Source organism: Desulfovibrio piger, assembly GCF_900116045.1.
Taxonomy (GTDB): Bacteria; Desulfobacterota; Desulfovibrionia; order Desulfovibrionales; family Desulfovibrionaceae; genus Desulfovibrio; species Desulfovibrio piger_A.
On the sequence record NZ_LT630450.1, the window covers coordinates 2772501 to 2797827 of the forward strand.

The window sequence follows — 25327 nt, forward strand, 5'->3', positions numbered from 1 at the left end:
AGCGGACTTGTTCCGTGATCACGTGCCTTTTGCATAATGAGTCAGCGAGTTAATCTGTACTGCAAGGTTAAGCGTGAGTGGAGCCGTAGGGAAACCGAGTCTGACAAGGGCGACGAGTAGTGCGGATTAGACCCGAAACCGGGTGATCTATCCATGAGCAGGTTGAAGCAAGGGTAAAACCTTGTGGAGGACCGAACCAATACCGGCTGAAAACGGTTTGGATGACTTGTGGATAGGGGTGAAAGGCCAATCAAACCCGGTGATAGCTGGTTCTCCCCGAAATATATTGAGGTATAGCCTCATGGATTGTCTGCCGGAGGTAAAGCACTGACAGGGCTAGGGGTCCTACCAGATTACCAAACCCTATCAAACTCAGAATGCCGGTCAGATGTACCATGGGAGTCAGACGGCGGGTGCTAAGGTCCGTCGTCGAGAGGGTAAGAGCCCAGATCAACAGCTAAGGTCTCCAAATCCATGCTCAGTGGTTAAGGTGGTGACGTTGTAGAGACACCCAGGACGTTGGCTTAGAAGCAGCCATCGTTTAAAGAAAGCGTAATAGCTCACTGGTCTAATGACGTTGCGCCGAAAATGTAACGGGGCTAAGCATGGTACCGAAGCTTTGAATTCCGCGTAAGCGGTCTGGTAGGGGAGCGTTCTTCACGGGCAGAAGGTGTGTCGCAAGGCATGCTGGACTGTGGAGAAGTGATTATGCTGACATGAGTAACGATAAAACGGGTGAAAAACCCGTTCGCCGTAAACCCAAGGTTTTCCGGGTAAAGGTAATCTTCCCGGAGTTAGTCGGCCCCTAAGGCGAGGCTGAAAGGCGTAGCTGATGGGAAACGTGTTAATATTCACGTACTTGTGTGTTCGCGCGATGAAGGGACGCAGGAAGATAGGCAAGCCGGGCGCTGGTTGTCCCGGTGCAAGCGTGTAGGGATGAGGAGCTGGCAAATCCGCTTCTCTCTATCCTGAGACGCGAGTCCGTGCCCGCAAGGGCTGAAGTTGTCGAGTCTATGCTGCCTAGAAAAGCTTCTAAGTATAGGACACGCAAACCGTACCGGAAACCAACTCAGGTGGGTGGGATGAATAATCCAAGGCGCTCGAGAGAACTCTGGCCAAGGAACTCGGCAAAATAACCCCGTACCTTCGGAAGAAGGGGTGCTTTTTAGGGTGAAGCGATTCACTCTGCCGAGCCCTGAAAAGCCGCAGAGAAATGGTGGTGGCGACTGTTTACTAAAAACATAGGTCTGTGCCAAGTCGTATAGACGACGTATACGGACTGACGCCTGCCCGGTGCTGGAAGGTTAAAAGGAGGAGTCAGCGCAAGCGAAGCTCCGAATTGAAGCCCCAGTAAACGGCGGCCGTAACTATAACGGTCCTAAGGTAGCGAAATTCCTTGTCGGGTAAGTTCCGACCTGCACGAATGGCGTAACGATCTCCACACTGTCTCGGCCAGAGACTCGGTGAAATTGAAGTCGCGGTGAAAATGCCGTGTACCCGCAGAAAGACGGAAAGACCCTGTGCACCTTTACTATAGCTTGACATTGGGATTTGAGCCTGCATGTGTAGCATAGGTGGGAGCCTGTGAACCCTGTACGCCAGTATGGGGGGAGGCAACGTTGAAATACCACCCTTGTTTGTTCAGGTCCCTAACTCTTCGCCGTTACCCGGTAAGAGGACAGTGTCTGGTGGGTAGTTTGACTGGGGCGGTCGCCTCCCAAAATGTAACGGAGGCATGCAAAGGTTCCCTCAGGCTGATTGGAAACCAGCCGTCGAGTGCAAACGCAGAAGGGAGCTTGACTGCAAGAGAGACATCTCGAGCAGGTACGAAAGTAGGTGTTAGTGATCCGGTGATCCCGAATGGAAGGGTCATCGCTCATTGGATAAAAGGTACGCCGGGGATAACAGGCTGATCGCATCCAAGAGTTCACATCGACGATGCGGTTTGGCACCTCGATGTCGGCTCATCACATCCTGGGGCTGAAGCAGGTCCCAAGGGTACGGCTGTTCGCCGTTTAAAGTGGTACGCGAGCTGGGTTTAAAACGTCGTGAGACAGTTTGGTCCCTATCTTCTGTGGGCGTAGGAGAATTGAAAGGGCCTGTCCCTAGTACGAGAGGACCGGGATGGACACACCACTGGTGGACCTGTTGTCGTGCCAACGGCACAGCAGGGTAGCTATGTGTGGAAGGGATAACCGCTGAAAGCATCTAAGCGGGAAGCCTGCCTTAAGATAAGTTCTCCCTGACGCAAGTCCTGAAGGGCCGAGGTAGACGACCTCGTCGATAGGCTGGAGGTGGAAGCCCTGTGAGGGGTGGAGCTGACCAGTACTAATAGCCCGTGCGTCTTGTTTCTCGAAAAAACCTTCCATCCCTGTTTCAATATTTTGACAATGGCATCTCGGTTGTGTTGCCGCATTTCGGAGCAGATGTTCGAATGTGGCAAGGCGCATCAGCCGGGAGCGCAGGGAGTGGGCAAAGAAGCCCATGACCAGGCGCCCGGAGCCGTGCAACGCAGCCAGATTCGAAGAGATGCCCCGAAATTTCTTTGGTAGCCATAGAGGAGAGGGTACACCCGACCCCATTCCGAACTCGGAAGTTAAGCTCTCCATCGCCGATGATACTGCATAACGTCATGTGGGAAAGTAGGCCGCTGCCAAAGATCGTTCGAGACCCCCTTGCCGCTTTCAGCGCGAGGGGGTCTTTTTTGTATGGCGCGCCTCCGCGCGGCGCGCGCCTGCCCGATCCCCCAGCGGCCGGACCTCCCCTCCGCAATTTTGCCGCTCACCGGAGGGATGCATCAGACAAGCGTGCGCCTGCCCGGAGCCGGTCCTGTCAGGCCATTGGGGTACAAAAAATTGTCCTTTCGCTCTTGACGAGAGGTAGGGCCGTGCGTATGGTGGAGTAACAAAATTTGTACTCTTATGGGAAGTGTACAGTTTTGTTGGAATCTGGCTGGTGAGGCTGCCCTGGGGAGGAACGCCCCACATCAGGGCCAGAAAATTTCTCTCAGGAAGGAAGGTTTTTATCATGAAAAAGCTGATGACCCTCGCTCTTGCTGCGGGCATGCTGCTGGGCGCCGCCACCGGTGCCAGCGCCATTGATTTCAAGGCCAAAGGCCAGTGGCTGATGGGTTTTGCCGCCGGCGACGGCGCTCTTGTGAGCCACAAGAAGCTTGACAAGGCGAGTAACCACAATAAGGCTGCCGACACCGACGATACCTTCAGCGCCATGCAGCGTCTGCGCCTGCAGTTGGATGCCGTGGCTTCCGAATCCCTGTCCGGTACCGTGTACTTTGAAATTGGTGACACTACGTGGGGCCAGAATTCCTCCGGCGGCGCCCTGGGCGCTGACTCCAACAGCGTCGTGGAGCTGAAAAATGCCTACATCGACTGGATGGTGCCCAATACTGCCCTCAAGTTCCGCATGGGTATCCAGACTATCACCATGCCCAACGTGGCCGGTGGTTCCGCCGTGCTGGATGACGATGCCGCCGGTATCGTGGCCAACTACCAGTTCAATGAAAACGTGGGCCTGACCGCTGTGTGGGCCCGCCTGTTCAATGATAACTGGAACAGCGCCTCCACGCGTTGGGATGCCGCTTCTGATGACGCCAACTACCACGATAATGTGGATATGTTCGCTCTCATGCTGCCCCTGACCTTTGACGGCGTGAAGGTGACCCCCTGGGCCATGTACGGCATGATCGGTGCCAATTCCTGGGATGCCATCGACCATGATATGCACAAGGGCAGCTATCCTGCCTACAGCCTGCGTCCCTATCCGCTGGCCTACAATGGCGGCACTTTTGATACCGACAAGGCTTATGGTTCCGCCTTCTGGGCCGGTCTGCCCATTTCCGTCACGGCTTTCGATCCGCTGAACATCGAGCTGGACATCAACTACGGCTATATCGAATCCATGGGTCGTTACAAGGCCGAGCGCTTTGATGGTAGCAACACCTTCCGCATGGGCGACACCAAGCGTGAAGGCTGGCTGGTCAAGGCCCTGGTGGAATACAAGATGGATTGGGGTACCCCCGGCATCTTCGGCTGGTACTCCTCCGGTGACGACGGCAACGTCAAGAACGGTTCCGAGCGTATGCCTACCATCTCCGGTTGCGGCAACTTCATGTCCTTCATGGGCGATGCCAACTACGGCTGGGGCGACAGTCGTCTGTATGACCGCAACCTGACCTATGCCGGCACCTGGGGCGTGGGCCTGCGTATCCACGACATGAGCTTCGTGGAAGACCTGAAGCACTCCTTCCGTGTGGCCTACTGGGGCGGTACCAACAGCCCGTCCATGGCCAAGTATGTGGGCAACTCCTGGGGCTGGAACGGCAGCGCTGATGGTGCTTACGGTACCCCCGAAGGTCCGTATCTGACCACCAACGACGGTCTGCTGGAATTCAACCTGGTCAACAGCTACCAGATCTACGAAAATCTGGAAGCCAACCTGGAACTGGGCTACATCGTGAACATGGTTGACGACGACACCTGGAAGCGCAGCTACCGTTCCGATTCCTACAAGAAGCAGGATGCCTGGAAGGCCCAGCTGATCTTCGCTTACAGCTTCTAGTCGTTACGACCGGAATGCTTTCCAAGGGGGGCGCAAGCCCCCCTTTTGCATTATGGCGTTAGCCTGTTCGCACCTGGCAGGCGCGAAGCGGGACAGGCCCTGCCTCAGGCTGGTGTTTTTGATACCGGCGCGGGCATCTTTCCGGGCGGAGCCATGCCTACCGGTGGCGCCCTGTTGCGGATGCCGCCCCTTGCCGGGGCCCTTTCCGGCCCGGGGCTGTCCTCTCCGGCATGCGGCGGCCCCTTGCCTTGCCCCTGCCGACCGCCTATGCTGGGCCGCCAAGCGGGGACTGTCCCTGTCCGCCGGTTCCCCGTCTGCTTTTTCGAAGAGGGCCGTTCCCCCACTGCACATCATCGTGTCTGACGGAGCCCGCCGGAAGGGCGTGCCCTGTTCCTGCCGTTGGGGGAGGACAGGCTCCGTTTCCTGCACGAGGTCCCATGTTCGCCCGTATCGCCCTGCTGTCCGCGCCTTACAGTACCCTGACCTATGTCCTGCCGGATATCTTCCCGAAGACGTTCTGGCAGGAAGGTTTGCGCATGGCCATCCCCCTGGGGCGGGGGGCGTTGCGGGCGGGCATCATCCTGGAATGCCGGGAGCACAGCGATCTTCCTGACGGGGTCACCTGCAGGGAGGCGGTCTGGCCGCTGGAGACCGTTCCCCTGCTTTCGGAAGAGGTCAGGGCCCTGGCACGGGATCTGGCCATCCGGCAGGGGCTGGAGCCGGGGAGGGTGCTGGGGCATGTCTTGCCGCAGGGCTTGCGCCAGGTGGGGCTGCGTATCCGCTGGCTGGCTGCGGACAAGGATTTTTCCTGCACCGTGAAAGAGACCGGAGAGCTGGCGCCTGAGCTGCGCCGGGCTCTGGCCGCGGCCCTGTGCCGGGGCGAGGCCCGGCTCCTGCCACCGGGCCGGGATGCCGCCGGTGAGGAGATGTGTCTGCTGCGGGTGGATCCGCCCTGGCCGGTACGGCCGCAGGCCATACGGCAGCGCGAGATTCTGGAATATCTGCATGAACGGGGACAGGTCAGCCGCCGTCAACTGGCGCGGGAGCTGGGCACGGGCAGTGCTCCGGCCCTGCGTTCCCTGCTTCATGCCGGCCTGGTGGCCCTGCGGCACGCCGATGCCGATGAGCCCGCCGATGACCTGCTCCCGCCCGCGCCCCGTGCCTTTGCCCTTACGGCGGACCAGCAGCGGGCGCTGGAGGCCCTGCGCGCCGCCCTGGAGGCGGAGCGGCCCGCCTCGGTCCTGCTGTTCGGCGTGACCGGCAGCGGCAAGACGGCCGTCTATCTGGAGCTGATCCGCCACTGCACAGGACGGGGCAAGAGCGTCCTCCTGCTGGCCCCTGAAGTGGCCCTGGCCTGCAAATTGCGCCGGGATGCCGCCTGCGTCCTGCCCCATGTCCCCCTGTTTTTCTACCACGGTTACCAGACTTCGGCGCGCCGTGAGGAGATCTTTCGCCGCCTTGCCGCCCGGCAGGAGCCCTGCCTCGTGGTGGGGACACGTTCCGCGCTTTTCCTGCCCGTGCCCGAGCTGGGCTGTGTCATCCTGGACGAGGAACACGACAGCTCGTTCAAACAGGACGAGTCCCTGCCCTATCAGGCCAAGGAGCTGGCCTGGTCCCGTATCGCACGGCAGCGCGGCCTGCTGGTGCTGGGGTCGGCCACACCGGACATCAAGACGTTCCATGCGGCCAGCCAGGGACAGATAGATCTCCTGCGCCTGCCGGAGAGGGTAGGGGGGCGCCCCCTGCCGCCGGTGGAACTGGTGGATACCAGCGGGCTGGCCGGGGAAGGCCTGCTGGCCGCCCGCAGCGAGCAGGCCCTGCGGGAAGTGCTGCAACGCGGGGAGCAGGCCGTGGTCCTGCTGAACCGGCGCGGCTACGCGCCCCTGCTGTACTGCCTGGACTGCAAGGAGACCGTCAGCTGTCCGCATTGCCACATCGCCCTGACTTATCACAAGGGACGGGGGAGGCTCGTCTGCCACTACTGTGGCTATGCCATCCCCTTTCCCAGTCCCTGCCCGCAGTGCAGGAGCATGAATTTCTTGCCCATGGGGGAAGGCACTGAAAGGCTGGAAGAGCACCTGTCCACGCTGGCCGGACAGCCTGTGCTGCGGCTGGACCGGGACACTACCCGGCGTCCCGGGCGCATGGAAGAGATACTGGCGGCCTTTGCCCGGCATGAGTCCCCCATCCTTGTGGGCACCCAGATGCTTTCCAAGGGCCACCATTTCCCCGACGTGACCCTGGCCATCGTGGCGGACGGCGACCTGGGCCTCAATCTGCCGGACTACAGGGCAGCGGAGCGTTCCTTCCAGCTGCTGGTCCAGTCCGCGGGCCGGGCCGGTCGCGGGGAGAAACCGGGCAGGGTGCTGATACAGACCCGCAATACCAGCCATTACTGCTGGCAATATGTCCAGCGCGGTGACTACGAAGGCTTTTATGCCGCCGAGCTGGCCCGGCGGCGGCAATACGGCTATCCTCCTTTCGTGCGCCTTGCCCTGCTGCGCATCTCCTTTCCTGCCGAAGATCCCGCCGGTGCGGCGGCGCTGGGCGAACTGGCCCGGCTGCTGCAGGCCAGGGCCCGGGAGCTGGGGCTGCGCCTGCTGGGCCCCATCCCCGCGCCGCTGGCCATGCTGCGGGGGCGCAGGCGTTTTTCCTGCCTCATCAAAAGTGCGGACTGGCAGTCGGTCAGGGCGCTGTACCATGAGGCCTCCCGGCAGCAATGTGCCCGTCGGCTGCGGCTTTTCCTTGACCTTGACCCTGTCAATATGCTTTAATTTTTCGGTTTATTTTTTCCCGCAGGCGGGATCTTTTTACTGGGGAAAGCCCTGTGGTGCCTGCCCCGGCATTTTTGCGGCCTTTGACCGGCCCTGATGCCGGAGCGGACGGTATGCCTCATAACCGGGCACGGCAGAGCAGGAGTCAGTACCGGGCGGCAAGCGTTTGTCCGGTGCTTCACGGTCAAGGGAGGAAGAATGAAAGCTTTGCGCGTGGTGGCCCTGTGGATGGCCCTGGTCCTGGGAGTGGCGTCGTCCGCCATGGCTGAAGGTTTTGCACTGACCGAGTGGAGCGCACGCGGTCTGGGTCTGGCCAGCGGCATGGTGGGCCGTGCCGACGATGTGTCGGCCATCGCCTATAACGCGGCCGGCATCACCCAGCTGCCCGGCGTTCAGGTCATGGGCGGTATGGGCCTTATCGCTCCCATGGGGACCCTCTCGCTGGATACGACGTACGGCAAGCAGGAGACCACCACCAAGCCCGCTGTGTGGGCCATGCCGCACGCGTATGCCAGCTGGCAGCTCAACGACAGCCTGTGGCTGGGCCTGGGCGTGTTCTCGCGCTTCGGTCTGGGCAACAGCTATGACCAGAACTGGACCGGCCGCTACAATCTGTACAGCGTCAACCTGCAGACCATCTCCGCCGTGCCCACCCTGGCCTGGAAGATCAATGACATATTCTCCGTGTCCGCCGGTCTGGAGATCATGAACATCAACCTGACCACGGAGCAGAAGTTTCCTACACCGTTGCCGGGCATGGCAGGCAATCCGGCTTTTGACAATGATATTGAAGTCCAGGGCTCCGGCTGGGGCGTGGGAGGGCACTTCGGCCTGCATGCCCGCCTGAACGATGAGTGGTCCATCGGCCTGGCCTACAAGACCCAGGTAACGGCCAATGTCTATGGTGAGGCCAAGTATGAGGGGGGACTGAAGCGGAGCGGGATGAAAGAGTTTCAGGATGCAGATGCCCACGGTACCGTGCAGCTGCCCGATTCCCTGGCCCTGGGCGTGGCCTACAAGCCCCTGGACAATCTGAGCTTCGAAGTGGGCGCTGTCTGGACCCGCTGGTCCACCTACAATTCCCTGAACATCTACATGGATAACGGCTCGAATTCCATCAGCCACAAGAACTGGAGCGACGGCTGGAACTTCAATGCCAGCGTGGAATACAAGCCCCTGGACTGGTGGAGCCTGCGTGCCGGTTTCTGGTACGAGACCCCGGTCATCAACGAAGACCATTCCGACTTCATGGTGCCGTCCAACGGCCGCACGGCCCTGACCCTGGGCACGGGCGTGGAATGGAACGATTTCACCATCGACTTCGCCTACTGTCACATGTGGATCAATCCCACCAGCTATGACGATACGGACGGACATGGCATCCTCGACAGCGGCTATATCACAGGCGGCAACTCCAAGAACACCGTGGCCAACATCTATATGCTGAGCTTCGGATACAAGTTCTAGTTCCCTTTCCTGGCAGATCTTCGGGCGCCGTCCGCGGGGCGGCGCCTTTTTTTGTGTCCGCGGCACAGACCATTTGACCGGCAGCTAGAAAGTCTCTATAGTCCCGTTTGAGAAAGTCTAAACTTTACCCGCCTGAACAGGCCCTGCTCTGCAGGAAACATCTCTTTGGAGGAGAGCAATGAAACGCACCATCCTTGCACTGGCCCTGCTGATGGCTCTGGTCCTGCCCGGCATGGCCAAGGCCGAAGGTACCGGCATGTACCTGGCTCCCAAGTTCCTGATGACCATTCAGGAAACCGGCACCATCGAACGCTCCGGAATGGGCGGCGTGGACGAATACTCCCAGTTCACCCTGGGCGGCGCCCTGGCGGCCGGTTACGACTTCTGGCCCCAGTATCTGGTGCCCCTGCGTGTGGAACTGGAATACGCCCTGCGCGGCAACAGCGAAAAAAGCTGGGGCAGCAACTGGGGCAGCGTGGACTGCACCTGGAACAGCTCCACCCTGTTCGCCAACCTCTACTATGATTTCCGCAATGACAGCGCCTTCGTGCCTTACATCGGCGCCGGTATCGGCCTGTCCTTCAACTACCTGGGCTTTGACCTGCACCGTGACGGCAGCGCCGTTTCCCGTGATGAAAGCACCACCAACTTCGCCTGGAACGTGGGCGCCGGTGTGGCGTACAACGTGAACGATGCCCTGTACATCGACGCCGCCTACCGTTATGTGGACCTGGGCTACACCGAAGCCAGCGGTGCCCTGAACGGCGATCAGATCAAGGTGGGCAGCCGTCCTTACAACCACGAATTCATGCTGGGCCTGCGCTTCGCCTTCTAGGGCGCATCACCCGCGAAACAAAAAAGGCCGCTTCCCCGGGAGCGGCCTTTTTTGTTCCGCTTCGCTCTTAATAATAGTAAAAAAGTATTATTGGGCATCCGGGACGAAAGGGAGCAGGGATACCTCCTGGAGGAGATACGAGCGCCATTGATGCCGTGATCTGAGTCCTTGTGATAAAAAAAAAACATAAGAGTCCTTTTCCCGGGAATGATGACATGTCATGCAGTATCAGCCACTGTGGTGACGGGTTTTGTTCCTGTGGCGGAAGCGTATCCTGAAAGAAGCATGCAATGAAAAATAAATATATTTCATATGTTATGAAATATGGCATAGAATAATTATTCTTGAAAATATCGCTTCTCCTTGCTAGAGAGGAACATCCCGAATGCTGCCTGCTCCCACGGACAGCGGCAGCCAACTTCCCAAAGAAAGGAGAAAACCTGATGAAACGTTGTTTTGCCGTCCTGGCGTTGGTCTGCGCCCTGGCCCTGCCCGGCCTGGCCAAGGCCGAAGGTACCGGCATGTACCTTGCCCCCAAGTTCCTGATGAGCATCCAGAACAACTATCCCACCATGGAAGTCGATTCCCTGAGCGCGGGCGAGAACTACAGCCAGTTCACCCTGGGCGGCGCCCTGGCCCTGGGCTATGACTTCAACAGCCAGTTCGGCGTGCCCGTGCGTGCTGAAGTGGAATACGCCCTGCGCGGCAACAGCGAAAAAAGCTGGAACTATGGCAGAGGGATGGATTTCAAGGGTGCCTGGAACGCGTCCACGCTGTTCCTGAACCTCTACTATGATTTCCGCAACAGCACGGCCTTCACGCCCTATGTGGGCGCGGGCCTGGGCATGGCCTTCAATTACGCCAACTACACGTTCTCCTCGCCGGGCTATCACGGCAACTTCGATGAGCACAGCACCAACTTTGCCTGGAACGTGGGTGCCGGTGTGGCCTATGACATCACCGACAGCCTCGCCGTGGACCTGGGCTACCGTTATGTGAACCTGGGCTACTACGAAGTCGATCTCCCTGACGGGGCCAAACTCAAGAACCAGCCCTGCAACCATGAATTCATGCTGGGCCTGCGTTATACCTTCTAGGCAGATGCCGCAGCTGCAGGCCGCCCCTCCGGGGCGGCCTTTTTTGTTGCCCGCAGGGACAGGAGCGCTCCGTGCCTTCCCCCTCCCCGGGCCGGGGCAGCGGCTGCGGCACGGCAGGGTGCTCCGCCGGAAGGGCGCTCCTGCGGTCTTTTCTTGACGAAAAGGCGTAAACAGCCTATGAATCACAATTCTGTATGCGCTGGCCAGGCCCGCGTGATCTGTCGCCATGTCCTGCGGCAGGGGGCAGAGCCTTTCAGTGTAACGTGATAGCGGGGTTCCCATGTTCGAAAGCCTTTCCGATCGCCTTTCCGGTGTGTTCCGCTCCTTCAGCGGACGCGGCCAGCTGACGGAAGAAAATATCCAGGCCGGCCTGCGCGAGGTGCGTCTTGCCCTGCTGGAGGCCGACGTCAACTTCAAGGTCGTCAAGGACTTTGTGGAGAACGTCCGCCAGAAGTGCCTGGGGCAGGAGCTCATCAAGGGGGTCAGCCCGGCGCAGCAGGTCGTCAAGATCGTCCATGAGGAACTGGTGGGCCTGCTCGGCGGCGAGACCGCGGGCCTGGACCTGCAGGGCCGTGAACCGGCCGTCATCATGCTGGTGGGCCTGCAGGGTTCCGGCAAGACCACCTCGGCGGGCAAGATCGCCAATCTGCTGCGCAAGCAGAAGATGCGCCCCTACCTGGTGCCTGCCGACGTGTACCGCCCCGCCGCCATCGACCAGCTGACCGTGCTGGCCAGGCAGCTGGACATGCCCTGCTTCCCGTCCACGGTGGACATGAATCCCGTGGATATCGCCCGTCAGGCCATGGAAGCCGCCCGCGAGCAGCAGGCCACGGTGGTCCTGCTGGACACCGCCGGCCGTCTGCATGTGGACGAGCCCCTGATGCAGGAACTGGCCGCCATCAAGGCGGCGGTGGACCCGCAGGAGATCCTGTTCGTGGCCGACGCCATGACCGGCCAGGATGCCGTGACCGTGGCGGAGTCCTTCAACGAGCGTCTGGGCCTGACCGGCGTGGTGCTGACCAAGATGGACGGCGATGCCCGCGGCGGTGCGGCCCTGTCCATCCGGGCGGTGACCGGTGCCCCGGTGAAGTTCGTGGGTATGGGCGAAAAGCTGTCCGAGATGGAAGTCTTCCATCCTGACCGCATCGCGGGCCGCATCCTGGGCATGGGCGACGTGCTCACCCTGGTGGAAAAGGCCCAGGCCACCATCGACGCCGACGAGGCCGAAGCCCTTGCCAAAAAGATGCGCAAGGCCAGCTTCGACCTGGAAGATTTCCGTACCCAGATGCGCCGGATCAAGAAACTCGGCTCGCTGGACAGCATTTTGAAGATGATCCCCGGCATGGGCGGCCTGCGTGAAAAGCTGGCCGAAGCCAATGGCGCCATGCCCGAGAAGGAGATGGCCCGGACCGAAGCCATCATCAACTCCATGACCATGGCCGAGCGCCGCAATCCCGACATCCTCAACGGCAGCCGCCGGGCGCGTATCGCCAGGGGCGCCGGGGTCACGGTGCAGCAGGTCAACCAGCTGGTGCGCCAGTTCGAGCAGATGCGCCAGATGATGAAGGGGATGATGGGCGGCAAGGCCAAGGGGATGCCCGCCATGCCCAGGATGCCCCGGGGCATGAACATGCCCGGCGGCATGGGTGGGATGCCCGGCATGATGCCGGGGATGGGCGGTATGCCCGGTATGCCGCCCATGGGGCTGCCGGATGCCGGACACGGCAGGCCGGCGGCGGCCAAAAAGCGCAAAAAGCGCGAACGGCCCGCCAAACGCAAAAAGAAATAGGCCCGTCCGTGCGGTCTGTCCGCACGGATCAGCGTCCGTTCCCCGGCAACGCACGGCGAAGACCTCATCGCCGGACGGCTGCGGCGATGCCGGGAACACGATAAAAAATCGTTGCGACGCGCTGGTCATTGATATAATGGGGGGAGGGCAAACTTGCTCTTTTGCCCCCGCAACGCTACCATAGCACAAACAGGAGATAATCATGGCTGTTAAGCTGAAATTGACCCGTCTGGGCAGCAAGAAGCATCCTTTCTACCGCGTCGTGGCCGCCAACGACGAAACCCGTCGTGATGGCCGTCCGCTGGAATTCCTGGGCTACTACAATCCCATGACCGATCCCGCCGAAGTGAAGCTGGACGCCGAAAAGGTGAAGGCCTGGCTGGATCGCGGTGCCGAACCCACCGACACCGTCCGCGCCCTGCTCAAGAAGATGGCCTAAGGTATCCGTGCAGGGTACCGGCGTACCGGGCTTTCCGGTACGGGCCCGATGTTCTTCCGGCGTGCGGTACTGACGCGGCAACGCCCCCTGCGGGACGCTGCCTGATGGTCGTGCGGCATCGCAGGCGCAGGGCGGTTTTCCGTATGGGGGCATCCCCGGGCCGGAACCGTCCGCTCACACCAACAGCCCTGTTGCCGCAGGGCTTGCGGGAGGCCAGCAATGAAAGCTTTGATTGAATTTATCGCCCGTTCGCTCGTGGACGCCCCTGATCAGGTGCAGGTCACCGAGGTGGAAGGCGAGCAGACCACTGTGCTGGAATTGAAGGTCGCCAAGGAAGATCTCGGTAAGGTGATCGGCAAGCAGGGCCGCACGGCACGCGCCATGCGCACCCTGCTCAGTGCCGCTTCCACCAAGGCCAAAAAGCGCGTCGTGCTCGAGATCCTGGAATAATCCTTCATGGCACGGCGCATCCATATGGGCACGCTCGCGCGCCCGCACGGCATCAAGGGGGAGATCTGCGTCGACTGGTACGCAGACTCCCCTTCGCTGCTGGACGGTCCCTTCTGGCTGCAGGCGGGCGATGCGCCGCCGCGTCCTGCCCGGGCCCGTTCCTGGCGCATGCACAAGGGCCGCCCCCTGCTCCTGCTGGAAGGCGTGACCGGCCGAAACGACATCGAAGCCCTGCGCGGCCAGAAGATCCTTGTGGACCGCGACCTGCTGCCGCCCGTGGATGACGATGAAGTCTATGTGGAAGACGTGCTGGGTTTTGCCGTCATGCTGCCCGACGGCACCCGTCTGGGGGTGCTGGATCATGTGGAATACCCCGCCGGGCTGGAGGTCTGGAGCATCGTGACCGATGACGGCAGGGAAGTGCTTTTCCCCGCCGAGGCCTCCTTCATCGAAGGTTTCGATCTGGAAGGGGAGCGTATCCACATCGCGCCGCCGGAAGGCTTGCTGGACATCTATCTGGGGGGGGACGGCCAGGCCTAGCCCGCGGGGCCGGGCGTTGTCCGCTGCGGGCGCGCCTGCACGGGGCTTCCGTGCGGCTTTCCCCGCCTCCCGTCCGTTTCCGTTTCCCGGTCCGTGCCGGTACAGGCACGCGCCGTCGTTTCCCATGCTGCCGGAAATGCTCCGGCACCGCTGTTTCTGGACCTGCCGCCGGCAGGTTTTTTCGTATGAGGTGGCTATGCCGGAATTGCCGGAAGTGGAGACCGTGGTGCGCACCCTGCGGCCGCAGGTACTGGGGTGCCGCATCGAGAGGGTGGACGTCCTGCGCGAGCGCTCCCTGCATCCCCTGAGCCTTCCCGTGGAGCGGCTGGCCGGGACGCGCATCAGCGCTGTCCGCCGCCGGGGCAAGCTGGCCCTGCTGGATCTGGAGCCCCCGGCCGCGGCGGCCGCTGTGCCGGTGCCGTCGCTCCTGGCCGTGCATCTGCGCATGACAGGGCGTTTCATGGTCCATCCTGAAGGGGCTGCTCCCCTGAAGCACACGCGCGTCATCTTCCATCTGCAGCGGCCGGACCGCTGCCGGGCACAGCTTTTTTTCGATGACGTGCGCGCCTTTGGGCTGGTCTTTGCCGCCACACCGGCGCTGCTGGAGCGCTGGGACTTCTGGTGTTCGCTGGGGCCGGAACCGCTGGACATGGGGCCCGGAGAGCTGGGGCCCCGCCTGCGCGGCGGCCGGGCCATCAAGGCCGCGCTGCTGGATCAGACCGTACTGGCCGGTATCGGCAACATCTACGCGGACGAATCCCTGTTCCGGGCCGGCATCGATCCCCGGCGGCCTGCCGGAGAGCTTTCGGAGGCGGAAGCGGACCGTCTGCGCCGTGCCGTGCAGGAGGTGCTGCGGGAATCCATCGCCCAGTGCGGCAGCTCCATCCGGGACTATCGTGATGCCAACGGCAATGTGGGCGCTTTCCAGAATACGTTCTTTGTCTACGGTCGTGGCGGACAGGCCTGCCGTCGTTGCGGCAGCACGCTGGAAAAAAGCCGTATCGCCGGCCGGGCCACGGTATCCTGTCCGCGGTGCCAGCACTAGGGGAGGAGGGCTTCCCGGGGAAAGGCGGAGGCGCTCTCCCCGCCCAGGGGCCCGCGGCCTCCTTTGCCGCGGCGGGGCCCGCCGCCCGGACCGCTGCGAGCGTGGAAAGGTCCTTTTCACGTCCCCGGCTGCTTCCAGAGGCGCCGGCGCTTCACCTGGAAGGGCGTTCCGGGGCAGCCCGCAGGCCGCCCGGCGGAAGGATGCCCGGATCCGGGAGCACCACAGGACCGGTACATGCCAGGGGGGGCAGGTCATGAGCATGATGGACGACGGGGCGTTCCCTGCGGGGGGCGGCCCGTCATTCGTATCCGGCCTCCGGCAAAGCGCCGGGGAAGGGAGATCCACGGGAGAGGGCCCTGCGGGCAGCATCTGCAGCGCTGCGGGGCCGGTATGGTTCAGGGCCGCACCGGCCGGGCGGTATCCCAGGCCGGAGGGCCGCTCCTGTGGCCCGTCAGGGGCCAGGTCACGCGGACATGCCCATGACGGCCTGTTTGCAGCAGGGGTATCCGCTGTTCTTCCAGCCATTGCCTGAGGCGTTTCCCGGGATGGCCAAAGCGGTTGAAGGCGCCGCAGGAGGCCACCACCAGCCGCGGCCGCACCGCTGTCAGAAAGGCCGGCAGGAAGGAGCTGTCCGAACCGTGATGCGGCGCCAGCAGGACATCGGCCTGCACCTCCTGACCGCTGGCCAGCAGATGCCGCAGGGCGGCCACATCGGCATCGCCCGGAAAAAGGGCCAGGCCGTGGCCGTTCCGGACCAGACGCAGGATCAGGGAGGCGCTGTTGCCCTCCCAGGCACGGGCTCCCGGGACCGGCCGGGGCGGGTGCAGCACATGCAGGGCAAGCCCGTCGTCGGGATAGCCCAGCGGCAGGATGTCCCCGGCATGGAGGGAGACGTTTTTCCGTTTTTGCAGGGTGTCCTGCCAGGTGTCCCCCATCTGGCCGCTGCCCGGCTGGCCGTTGTGCAGCAGGCATGCCCCGGGGAAGGCCGCCAGCAGGGGCGGGATGCCGCCCGCGTGGTCGATGTCGGGATGGCTGTTGATGATGGTGTCCAGGGCGGGACGGGCATTGGCGGCCAGCAGGGGCAGAAGGACGTCGCGCCCCGGGTTCCAGCGCCGGGACGTACTGCCCGCGGCGTCCACAAGCAGGGTCTGGCCGTGCGGCAGGCGCAGCAGGACGGCCTGTGCCTGTCCCACGTCGGGCACGGAAAGCTCCAGCCTGGGCACCAGACTGTGGTGCAGGCGCAGGGCCGGGCCCGCACAGGCCAGCAGCAGGCCGCAGACGAGCAGGCGTTTCCCCGCCGGGGGCAGGGCGGGGCGCCCGGCCCGCAGGGCCAGCGCCAGGAAAAGGCAGGCCATGGCGGGCAGGGCCGTCCAGTGGGGACGCAGCACAGGGGGAACGCTGAGCCAGCCCTGCGCCTGAAGGAAGAGCAGGCCGTCCACCAGCCACTGGCAGGGCAGGGCGGCCGCATCCAGCACCAGGGCGGCCGCGGGGGCAAGGCCGCACAGGCTGAGCCCCAGCCCCAGGAAGGCCCCCGGCAGGACAAGGGCGCCCAGCACGGGCAGCCAGAAGACATTGAGCAGGAACCAGAGCCCGCTGTTGTTGAACAGCAGCAGGGAGAGGGGCAGCAGGGCCAGCTGGATGAAGAAGGAGACCAGCAGGATGCCGGCCAGCGAGCGGAGCAGACGCCGGCCGGGGGATGTCCGGGGGATGCGGCGCAGCAGCTGTCCCATGAGCGGCGTGGCACAGCAGATGACCGCCACGCACAGGGCGGAAAGCTGCAGGCCGGTATCGAAAACGGACAGGGGGGAGATGACGGTGATGCAGAGCAGCGTGCAGCACAGGACATCCAGCCCGCTGGCAGGGAGGCGTTCCCGGAGCGCCTGGGGCAGCGGCATGCAGCGCAAATGGGCCAGGGCCATGCCCGTGGCCAGCAGCAGGAGCATGCCGGCGGCCCGCAGCAGCGAGGGCGGGGCATTGCCCAGCCAGAGATAGACCAGGGCCGCCGGGCAGGCCGCCAGCGGGATGAGGACGCTGCGGGGCCGCCAGAGATAGAGGCCCGGATGCAGGCGGGCCGCCATCCAGACGACGAACATCCCCGCCAGACCGGCCACGAGCAGGTGCTGGCCGGAAAGGGCCAGGCTGTGGGAGAGGTTGCCGGCATTGAAGGCCTGTACGGTGGGCGTCTCCAGCAGGAAGCGTTCCCCGAAGAGCAGGGCCAGCAGGATGGCCTTGCCCTGGGGCACGGGGGCGGCGGATGGCATGGGGGCGCCAGCGGCGGATGGCCTCGAAGGGGCCGCGGCAGAGGCGGGGGGGGCCGGGGGCGGCAGCAGGTCGGTCCTGCCCGGCAGGAGCACGGCAAGGAACCGGCGCATGAGGGCCAGACGTTGCCGGGCAAGGGAGGAGGCCGGGCCGCCGACGGCGGGGTGGCCGTCCGTGCCCCGGCTCCAGATGCGCCAGCCCGTGCCGTGGCTGTGCCACCAGAACCCCCAGTCGGTCAGGCCGAAATTGCGCTGGCCGTCCACGGGCAGCAGTTTGCGCTGCAAACGCACTGTCTGCCCCGGCAGCGGAAAGACGGCGGCCTGTTCCCATGTCCAGGAGGCGTCCCCGGGGAGGGCGGCCTGTGCCTGGCCGTCGGCCCCTTCCAGGCGCAGATCGGTCAGGCTGATGCGCAGGCGCTGATCCGGCAGGGTGCGCACATCGTCCACCCGGGCTTCCAGCACGGGCCAGTGGCGGGTGGGGATGCGCTCCTGGTGCAGACGCTCCAGGAGGGGGGGAGGGGAAAGATCGGGCAGCAGGGCCCGGGCCGTGGCGCAGCCCAGCAGGGCGACGGCGCAGGCCAGCAGCAGGCGGGAGAAGCGCCACAACCGGCTGTCCGCCACCAGGACGCAAAGACCCGCGCAAAGCGCGGGTCCCGGCCAGCGTGCCGCCAGCAGGCCCAGCAGCCAGCATGACAGCCAGCTTTGCCAGAGAAGGCCCGGGGCCAGCGGCGGGCGCCACATGATGTCAGGCCAGATCGCGGGCGGCGTCGCGTTCTTCGGCCCTGCGTTTGAGGGTCTCGCGGTGGTCGAACAGCTTCTTGCCGCGGCCCAGGGCGATCTCCATCTTGACCTTGCCCTGCTTGAAGTACATGCGCACGGGCACCACGGTCAGGCCCTTCTGTTCCACGCGGGCCGCCATCTGGCGGATCTCGGCGGCGTGCAGCAGCAGACGGCGCGGCCGGTCGGGGTCCTGCGGCACATAGCCGGCGTTGTCGTACGGGGCGATATGCAGCGAAAGCACGAAGGCCTCGCCGTCACGGAAATCCACATAGCTGTCCAGAAAGTTGATCCTGCCGGCCCGGATGCTTTTGACTTCGGGACCGGTCAGGCTGATGCCCGCTTCCACGAAGTCGGAGAGTTCATACAGGTGGCGCGCCTTCTTGTTGACGGCGATGGTGGACGGGGATGGTTTCTTGCTCATATTCCTAACTGTTCGTCATGATGCTTGTGGTATGGAAGGCCAGCTCCGCCCCCAGGCTCTCCTGCAGGCGTTCGCGCAGCATGCGCTGCGAGGCCGTCACGTCGGTGCTCATGAGCACGCTGTGGGCCATGTCCATGCAGGTCCGGGCGTCCAGGCGGCGGATCATGTGCTTCATGCCCGGCACGAAACGCGGCGAGGCCGAGAGCGTGTCCACGCCCATGCCCAGGAGCAGGGCCAGGCCATAGGGGTCCGCGGCCAGCTCGCCGCAGACGGAGACCCCGATGCCCTCGCGGTGGGCGGAGTCGATGATGCGCTTCAGGGAGCGGACCACGGCCGGATGCAGGGCCTCGTTGAGGTACCCCACGTGCAGGTTGTTGCGGTCGATGGCCATCAGGTAATGGATGAGGTCATTGGTGCCGATGCTGAAAAAGTCGCATTCGCGGGCCAGGGCGTCGGCGATGAGCACGGCCGCCGGGGTCTCCACCATGATGCCCAGGGGCAGGTCGGCGGCGTGGGGCAGGCCGGCGGCCCGCAGCTCCTGTTGCAGCTCCTGCATGATGCGGCGCACGCTCTGCACCTCGGCCAGGCCGGAGATCATGGGCAGCAGCAGGGAGACGTTGCCTTCCACCCCGGCGCGCATGAGGGCGCGCAGCTGGCTGCGGAAGATCTTCTGGTGCCGCAGGCAGAAGCGGATGCCGCGCAGGCCCAGGGCCGGGTTGGGTTCCCTGAGGGCCTCCTGGGCGCGGAGCATCTTGTCCGCGCCGGCGTCCAGGGTACGGAAGACCACATGCGCGGGCGCGGCCTTGCGGGCCACGGCGCTGTATTCGGCATACAGTTCTTCCTCGCTGGGCAGGTGTTCCCGCAGGAAGGAGAACTCCGTGCGGTACAGGCCCACGCCCTCGGCGCCGCTGGCCTGCAGCTCGTCCATCTCTTCCAGCCGTTCCAGGTTGGCATGGACGCCCACGCGCACGCCGTCGCGCATCTCGGCGGGCCAGTGGGACTCGCTGCGGGTGCGGGCCTCCCACTCCTGGTACTCGTGCAGGCGTTCCTCATAGGCAGCCAGGTCGTCGGCATCGGGGGCCAGCAGCAGGCAGCCGTTGAGGCCGTCCACGATGACCCTCTCCCCGGGCCTGCCGGTCTCCAGCAGGCCGGTGACGCCCACCAGGGCCGGGATGTGCAGACCGCGTGACAGGATGGCCGTGTGCGAGGTGGGCCCGCCCTCCGCCGTGATGACGGCCCGCACGTCCTTGAAATCCATGTCCATGACATCGGCGGGCGAAAGATCCTGGGCCGCCAGGATGCCGGCCCCGGCCGCGGCGGGCAGGGCGCAGCTGCCCGCCAGGCATTCGCGCAGGCGCAGGCCCACGGCCCTGATGTCCTGCGCCCGGTCGCGCAGGTAGGGGTCGTCCATGTTGCGGAAGATGCTGCACAGCTGTTCCACGGTGCTGTCCAGGGCCCAGGCGGCGCAGACCAGTTCCTTCTCGATGCGGGCAAGGGCGCTGCCCACCAGCTTGGGGTCGCGGGCCAGTTCGATCTGGGCGGCGATGACCTCACGGTATTCGGCAAGGTCCTCCGGGACCTTGGTCATGGCTTCCTGCAGGGCGGCGCGCACATGGGTCACGGCGGCACGCAGCTGCTCCTGTTCGCCTTCCACTTCACGCGGGCTGATGCGGCGCATCTCCACGGTCTGGACATTATGGGCAAAGCGCAGCACGCCGATGGCGATACCGGGCGAGACGGACGTACCGAAAAGAAGAGAGCGTGCCATATCAGTCCTGCAGGTTTTCCAGATAATCCGCCAGGGCCGTCAGGGCTTCGCGGGCGTCATCGCCCCGGGCCAGCAGGGTCAGGGAGCAGCCTGCGGAGATGGCGAGGGAGAGGATGTCCAGCATGCTTTTGGCATCGGCGGTGCCGTTGTCGCTCTGGATCTGGATGTCGGAGGAAAAATGCTGGGCCTCCTGCGCCAGGCGGGCGGCAGGACGCGCGTGCAACCCGCCACGCGTGTGCAGCGTGACGGGAAGGGCGAGGCCTTCGGGCGTTTCCTGAACTTCAGCCATGATATATTTCTCCCTGGTCGCCCCGGGCGACCGATACGATCTGTTCCTGACGGTCCCCCGCGCGGGGGACCTTGCGGCAGGGGCTGGTGCCGTGGCGTCCCTGCCGCCTGCGGCGGCGCGGGCCGCGTCTTTCCGCCCCCGCGGCCGTGTCTCCTGCCGTCGCACCGCGGGATGCGGCGTCTACAGGCCGACCAGCCCCGCGTCCATGAGCACGAGGAAGGTCAGCAGGATCAGCCAGAGCACGATGCGCGGCAAATGCAGGCGTCCGATGATCCAGGCGGCGGCCAGTACGGCAGCGCCGCCGCCCATACACCAGAGGAGCGTATGCCGGTCCCCGCCGTAGGGCAGCAGCATGGCGGCCGCCACGGTCAGCAGGCAGGCATTGACGACCTTGATGCGGCCGGTCCAGTTGATGAGCCCCAGACGCTTGAGCCAGGCCAGGGCGGCCAGCCCGTAGCGCAGGGCGAAGAAAAACGTGCCTGTCCTGAAGGCCAGCAGGGCCACGGCCAGCAGGGCCGTCAGCAGGATGGCGGGCAGCGTGTGCCCGGCCAGCAGGAGGCAGATGCAGCACAGGGCCCAGCAGGGGAAGACGCCCCCTTCAAAAAAGCCGTCCCCCACAGCGGAAAGCGTGGTGCCCAGCGTGCGGCGCACCGTGTCCAGCGCGTTGGAGGGCAGTTTGCCCTGGGCCACCTGTTCTTCGATGTTCAGCAAAAGACCCATGTAGAACGGCAGCATGTAGGGATGGGTGTTGCTGTGGGCGCTGTAGTGGGCCGCCGCCTGTGCCTGGGCTTCGGCATCGGGATACAGGTGCCGCAGTGCCGGTTCCAGGGCGAACAGCAATCCCAGCTGCTGCATGCCGCGTGCCGTGACGGCGGCGTTGATGCAGCAGCTTCGCGCAAGGCAGGAAAGGGCTGTCCGGGTGGGCAACATGACGGGCTCGCTTGGTTGGGCGGTCGGTTCCGTGGCGGAGAAAGGCTCAGGCGCGGGTCAGCAGCTCGTACAGCTCCTTGGCGCTCCAGCCGGGGGCCATCTCCTGGGCCCGGCGGGCCACTTCCTTGGGCTTGAGGCGCCCGTCCGCGGCGGCCATGACGGCGTCCAGCGCCCGGCGGGCCCCGGCTTCGTCGGCGCGTTCCTTCTGTTCCGGCGGGCCGATGATGACCGTGATCTCGCCCAGCAGCTCTTCGGGCAGCTCCTGCCATTTCTCCAGACGACCAAGTATAAATTCCTCATGGGTCTTGGTCAATTCCCGGCACACGGCCACGGCCCGGGGGCCCAGCAGTTCCGCGGCCTGGGCCAGGCTCTCGCGCAGACGGTCCTTGCGCTCGAAAAAGATGAGCGAGCCCGGGGTGCGGGCAAAGGCCGAGAGCGTGGCGCGGCGGCCCGCGGCATCACGGGGCAGAAAGCCCAGAAAGGTATAGGGCAGGGGAGGGATGCCCGCGGCGGAAAGGGCCGTCACCGGTGCCGAAGGGCCGGGCACGGGCGAGACGGGCAGGCCCTCGGCCCGGCAGGCGCGCACCAGACGGTAACCCGGGTCGGCCAGCAGGGGCGTGCCCGCATCCGAGACCAGGGCCAGGTTCTGCCCCTGGCGCAGCAGGCGCAGGACCTCTTCCTGGCGCTCGCTCTCGTTGTGGTCATGGAAGCTCAGGAAGCGGCGGGCCGGGATGTCGCACTGGCTGCACAGCAGGCCGGCGCGGCGGGTGTCCTCGGCCAGGATGAGGTCGGCACCGGCAAGGATCTCGCGGGCGCGGGGAGAAAGGTCACCAGGGTTGCCAAGAGGCGTGGCCACTATCCACAGATGGCCCGGAGCCGGAGAGGTCGAAAGCATGGCGGATGTGCTCCATGTGCGGGCCCGCGGGCCCCGGTTCGATGCAGACAAGGTCAAAGCGGCAGGGCAGGTGCCACTGGTCGTGCGCGGCCAGCCAGGCCCGTGCGGCCCGGATCAGGCTCTGGCGCTTGCGCGGTCCCACCGCGTCCCGGGCGCTGCCCAGGCTGCCCGGCCCGCGCGTTTTGACTTCCACGAAAACAAGAGTGTCGCCTTCCCGGCAGACAAGGTCAAGTTCCAGCGGGCCGCTGCGCCAGTTGCGGGCCAGGACGCGCATGCCGTGCGCGCGCAGCAGGGTGGCGGCGGCCTCCTCTCCGGCACGGCCCAGGGCGGCCTTGTGGTCCCCGCCCGCAGGCGCGCGCCCCGTCTGTGGTTCGGGAGGATCGCCCAGACGGCGCAGGCGGGACAGAAAACTCACAGCAGGCTCCCCTGCCGGGTCCCGGGGCCGTCTTCCCTGTCGGGCAGCACGCCGCGAAAGGTCAGCCGGTGCTGGCGGCAGGGCCCCAGACGGTGCAGGGCCTCGTAATGGTCAGCCGTGCCGTAGCCCTTGTGCCGGGCGAAGCCGTAGCCGGGATGGTGGCGGTCCAGATGCTCCATGAGCCTGTCCCGGTAGGTCTTGGCCAGGATGGAGGCCGCGGAGATGGCGGGCACGGAGCGGTCCCCGCCCACCACGGCATGCTGGCGGGGCAGGTCGGGGGCGTCGGCATGGCGCTTGCGCCAGTGCGGCAGCAGGACGGGCCCGGGCACGGTCTTGTTGCCGTCCACCAGCAAAAGGCCGGGCCTGCGCCTGAGGCTGGCCACGGCGCGGCTCATGGCCTCGAAGGTGGCCTGCAGGATGTTGATGCGGTCGATGGTGGCAGGCCAGATCACGCCCAGTCCCCAGGCCAGGGCGCACTGGCGGATCAGGGGCGCCAGATGTTCCCGCCTGGCGGCGCTCAGGGCCTTGGAATCCGTGAGGCCCGGCAGGTCATACCGTTCCGGCAGGATGACGGCCGCCGCCACCACGGGGCCGGCCAGGCAGCCGCGGCCCGCCTCATCGATGCCCGCCATGAGCAGGGGACGGGAGGGCGGGGCGCAGAGCAGGCCCTGTTCGGGGGCCGGTATGGCGGAGGATCGTTTGCGACGGGGGGGCACTGTCTTTCACTCTGTTGCTGAAACGACAAAGACCTCACCCCGCGCAAGGCAGGGTGAGGTTCGGTCCGTTGCTCTTCTGCCCGGGCATGTTCACAGGACCCTCAGGCCGCCATGGACATTCCGCCGGGCTGCGGATCAGAAGCGGCCGCGGGGCTTGATGCGGGCGGCTTTGCCCTTGAGGGCGCGCAGGTAGTACAGACGGCTGCGGCGCACGCGGCCCTGGCTCACCACTTCCACATGGTCGATGAAGGGGGAGTGCAGGGGGAAGATGCGTTCCACGCCCACGCCGTCAGAGATCTTGCGCACGGTGAAGGTGGCGTCGGTGGTGCCGCGCTGGATGCGGATCACGTTGCCCTGGAACACCTGAATACGCTCTTTTTCGCCTTCCACGATGCGCAGATGCACTTTCACCGTGTCGCCGGAGCGAAACACGGGCATATCCATACGCATGTTTTCACGTTCGATTTTCTTGATGATATCCATGCCCTACTCCTTGAATACGCAGCCTTGGGACGGCTGTCGTCGTGAAGAAAAACTGTGGCGCTTACTTGTAATCGCCCAAAATTCTGTCGGCCAGGATAGCGGCCGCGCTCCGCACCGAAAGGTGGTTGTAGCCCAGATACCGTATGGGTCTGAGCACCCCGTCACACCGGGCGAGCACCTCGGGGGCCAGCCCCTGGGCCGTACCCAGCAACAGCAGCACGGGGCCTTCTTCGCACATGCGGCACACATCCGCCGGACAAAGCGGCGGGGGCGCGTGCTTGTGAGCGGGCCAGGAGGCGGAACTGGCCACCACCCGGGGCCGCATGCCCGTGCGCTCCGTGAGATGTTCCACAGCGGCATCCACGGATCCGGCAGGACAAACCGTGGCGAGCGCCTGGGCCCGGTCCGGGTTGCCCCTGCTTCCCGCGCCCTGCGTCCAGTGCCGGACTATGGCCTGTAGCAGACGCTGCTGGTCCTCCAGCGGGGTCACGGCATAGAACGGTCCCATCGCATAGCTGCGGGAAATCCGGGCTATATCGTGAATATCCAAATTTGTCAAAGAGGAAACGCCGGAAATTTTCCGGCCCAGCAGCACGGGATAGTGCACGAGGCAGAACGAAAGGTTCCTGCCGGCCCTGGTTCGGGGCAGCGTGGCCAGATGGCGGGCATCTTCCGCCGCCAGGGGCGCGCTGTCCAGCAGGTCGGGCCGCACCCGCAGCGTGGTGGCCAGCGACTGCTGGCGCCGCCAGCGTGCGACGGCCCCGTGGTCCCCGCCCCGCAGCACCTCCGGCACCTCGCGGCCTTCCAGCACGTCGGGCCGCGTGTAATGGGGGTACTCCAGCAGGCCGTTGGAAAAACTTTCATCGTCCCCGGACTCCTCCTTGCCCATGAAGCCGGGCACCAGCCGCGCCACGGACTCGATGACGGCCAGGGCCGCCGTCTCGCCGCCGTTGAGCACGGCTTCGCCCACGCTCACGGGCTCCAGGGGGAAGATGTCCAGCAGGCGGGCATCCAGTCCTTCATACCGGCCGCAGATCAGGGTCAGGTCTTCTTCCCGGGCCAGCTCGCGGGCCAGCGCGTCATTGAGGGGGCGCCCGCTGGGGGCCAGCAGGATCATGCGCCCCGGCTTTTCGATGGAGCGCAGCGCCGCGGCCACCGGCTCGCCCTGCATGACCATGCCGGGACCGCCGCCGTAGGGGCGGTCGTCCACATGATGGTGACGGCTGGTGCTGAAGCTGCGGGGATCGTGGAAGGAGAAATCCACGATGCCGGCTTCGCGGGCGCGGCCCAGCAGTGCCGTCTCAAGGGGCGAGCGGAAAAACTCCGGGAAGAGGCTGACCAGATGAAAGCGAAGCATG

At 64.6% G+C, this 25327-nt stretch carries 20 protein-coding genes and 2 rRNA genes (1 of these 22 running past the window's edge); 12 read left to right on the top strand and 10 right to left on the bottom strand.

All coding sequences use genetic code 11. The annotated features are described in order from the left end of the window. The 12 genes from DESPIGER_RS12415 to mutM all read left to right on the top strand — a co-directional run. Positions 1-2353, top strand: a 23S ribosomal RNA gene (locus DESPIGER_RS12415) (it extends 580 nt beyond the left edge of the window). Between the two features lie 191 nt (positions 2354-2544). After that, positions 2545-2659 (top strand): 5S ribosomal RNA (gene rrf, locus DESPIGER_RS12420). Positions 2660-3027: 368 nt separating this feature from the next. Then, entirely contained in the window at positions 3028-4578 is a 1551-nt protein-coding gene (locus DESPIGER_RS12425) for an outer membrane homotrimeric porin (RefSeq protein WP_072337366.1), read from the top strand. A 437-nt stretch (positions 4579-5015) separates the two neighbouring features. Beyond that, complete coding sequence (gene priA, locus DESPIGER_RS12430) at positions 5016-7352, top strand: replication restart helicase PriA (protein WP_072337368.1); 2337 nt, start codon at positions 5016-5018, stop codon at positions 7350-7352. Positions 7353-7550: 198 nt separating this feature from the next. Then, positions 7551-8819, top strand: coding sequence for an OmpP1/FadL family transporter (locus DESPIGER_RS12435; RefSeq protein ID WP_072337369.1), 1269 nt, complete (start codon positions 7551-7553; stop codon positions 8817-8819). A gap of 178 nt (positions 8820-8997) precedes the next feature. Continuing rightward, positions 8998-9654 carry an outer membrane protein gene (locus tag DESPIGER_RS12440; RefSeq protein WP_072337371.1) on the top strand — a complete coding sequence of 219 codons (657 nt, stop codon included), beginning with the start codon at positions 8998-9000 and terminating at the stop codon, positions 9652-9654. A gap of 443 nt (positions 9655-10097) precedes the next feature. Further along, positions 10098-10751: an outer membrane protein gene (locus DESPIGER_RS12445; RefSeq protein WP_072337373.1), complete on the top strand. Its 654-nt coding sequence runs from the start codon at positions 10098-10100 to the stop codon at positions 10749-10751. Between the two features lie 280 nt (positions 10752-11031). Continuing rightward, positions 11032-12540 (top strand): signal recognition particle protein, encoded by a 1509-nt coding sequence (gene ffh / locus DESPIGER_RS12450; protein ID WP_072337374.1) that lies wholly within the window; start codon positions 11032-11034, stop codon positions 12538-12540. 202 nt (positions 12541-12742) lie between these two features. Then, positions 12743-12979: a 30S ribosomal protein S16 gene (rpsP, locus tag DESPIGER_RS12455; RefSeq protein ID WP_072337376.1), complete on the top strand. Its 237-nt coding sequence runs from the start codon at positions 12743-12745 to the stop codon at positions 12977-12979. A gap of 219 nt (positions 12980-13198) precedes the next feature. Beyond that, entirely contained in the window at positions 13199-13429 is a 231-nt protein-coding gene (locus DESPIGER_RS12460; RefSeq protein ID WP_006006428.1) for a KH domain-containing protein, read from the top strand. A 24-nt stretch (positions 13430-13453) separates the two neighbouring features. Further along, positions 13454-13969, top strand: coding sequence for a ribosome maturation factor RimM (gene rimM, locus DESPIGER_RS12465; protein ID WP_083575454.1), 516 nt, complete (start codon positions 13454-13456; stop codon positions 13967-13969). 196 nt (positions 13970-14165) lie between these two features. Continuing rightward, complete coding sequence (gene mutM / locus DESPIGER_RS12470; RefSeq protein WP_072337776.1) at positions 14166-15014, top strand: bifunctional DNA-formamidopyrimidine glycosylase/DNA-(apurinic or apyrimidinic site) lyase; 849 nt, start codon at positions 14166-14168, stop codon at positions 15012-15014. A 395-nt stretch (positions 15015-15409) separates the two neighbouring features. On the opposite strand, the gene DESPIGER_RS12475 is transcribed toward mutM, so the two are convergent. The 10 genes from DESPIGER_RS12475 to trmD all read right to left on the bottom strand — a co-directional run bounded on the left by DESPIGER_RS12475 (position 15410) and on the right by trmD (position 25326). Further along, positions 15410-18013 (bottom strand): ComEC/Rec2 family competence protein, encoded by a 2604-nt coding sequence (locus DESPIGER_RS12475; RefSeq protein WP_072337379.1) that lies wholly within the window; start codon positions 18011-18013, stop codon positions 15410-15412. Positions 18014-18017: 4 nt separating this feature from the next. After that, positions 18018-18473, bottom strand: a complete 456-nt coding sequence (gene smpB, locus DESPIGER_RS12480; protein ID WP_072337381.1) for an SsrA-binding protein SmpB — start codon at positions 18471-18473, stop codon at positions 18018-18020. Between the two features lie 4 nt (positions 18474-18477). Further along, positions 18478-20241 carry a phosphoenolpyruvate--protein phosphotransferase gene (ptsP, locus tag DESPIGER_RS12485; RefSeq protein WP_072337383.1) on the bottom strand — a complete coding sequence of 588 codons (1764 nt, stop codon included), beginning with the start codon at positions 20239-20241 and terminating at the stop codon, positions 18478-18480. Position 20242: 1 nt separating this feature from the next. Beyond that, positions 20243-20530: an HPr family phosphocarrier protein gene (locus tag DESPIGER_RS12490; RefSeq protein ID WP_072337385.1), complete on the bottom strand. Its 288-nt coding sequence runs from the start codon at positions 20528-20530 to the stop codon at positions 20243-20245. A 180-nt stretch (positions 20531-20710) separates the two neighbouring features. After that, the gene (locus tag DESPIGER_RS12495; protein WP_072337387.1) at positions 20711-21460 is read right to left on the bottom strand and encodes a PTS system mannose/fructose/sorbose family transporter subunit IID; all 750 of its coding nucleotides are present in this window, start codon (positions 21458-21460) and stop codon (positions 20711-20713) included. A gap of 46 nt (positions 21461-21506) precedes the next feature. Next, on the bottom strand, positions 21507-22355 hold the full coding sequence (rsmI, locus tag DESPIGER_RS12500; RefSeq protein WP_072337389.1) for a 16S rRNA (cytidine(1402)-2'-O)-methyltransferase: 849 nt from the start codon (positions 22353-22355) through the stop codon (positions 21507-21509). Next, positions 22288-22743, bottom strand: coding sequence for a YraN family protein (locus DESPIGER_RS12505; protein ID WP_231927674.1), 456 nt, complete (start codon positions 22741-22743; stop codon positions 22288-22290). The genes rsmI and DESPIGER_RS12505 overlap by 68 nt, the downstream gene beginning before the upstream one ends. A gap of 23 nt (positions 22744-22766) precedes the next feature. Then, a complete protein-coding gene (locus tag DESPIGER_RS12510) occupies positions 22767-23402 on the bottom strand; it encodes a ribonuclease HII (RefSeq protein ID WP_156831740.1) in 636 nt (211 codons plus the stop codon). A gap of 219 nt (positions 23403-23621) precedes the next feature. Then, complete coding sequence (rplS, locus tag DESPIGER_RS12515) at positions 23622-23969, bottom strand: 50S ribosomal protein L19 (RefSeq protein WP_006006452.1); 348 nt, start codon at positions 23967-23969, stop codon at positions 23622-23624. A 61-nt stretch (positions 23970-24030) separates the two neighbouring features. Further along, a complete protein-coding gene (gene trmD, locus DESPIGER_RS12520) occupies positions 24031-25326 on the bottom strand; it encodes a tRNA (guanosine(37)-N1)-methyltransferase TrmD (RefSeq protein WP_072337391.1) in 1296 nt (431 codons plus the stop codon). Position 25327: the final 1 nt, after the last annotated feature.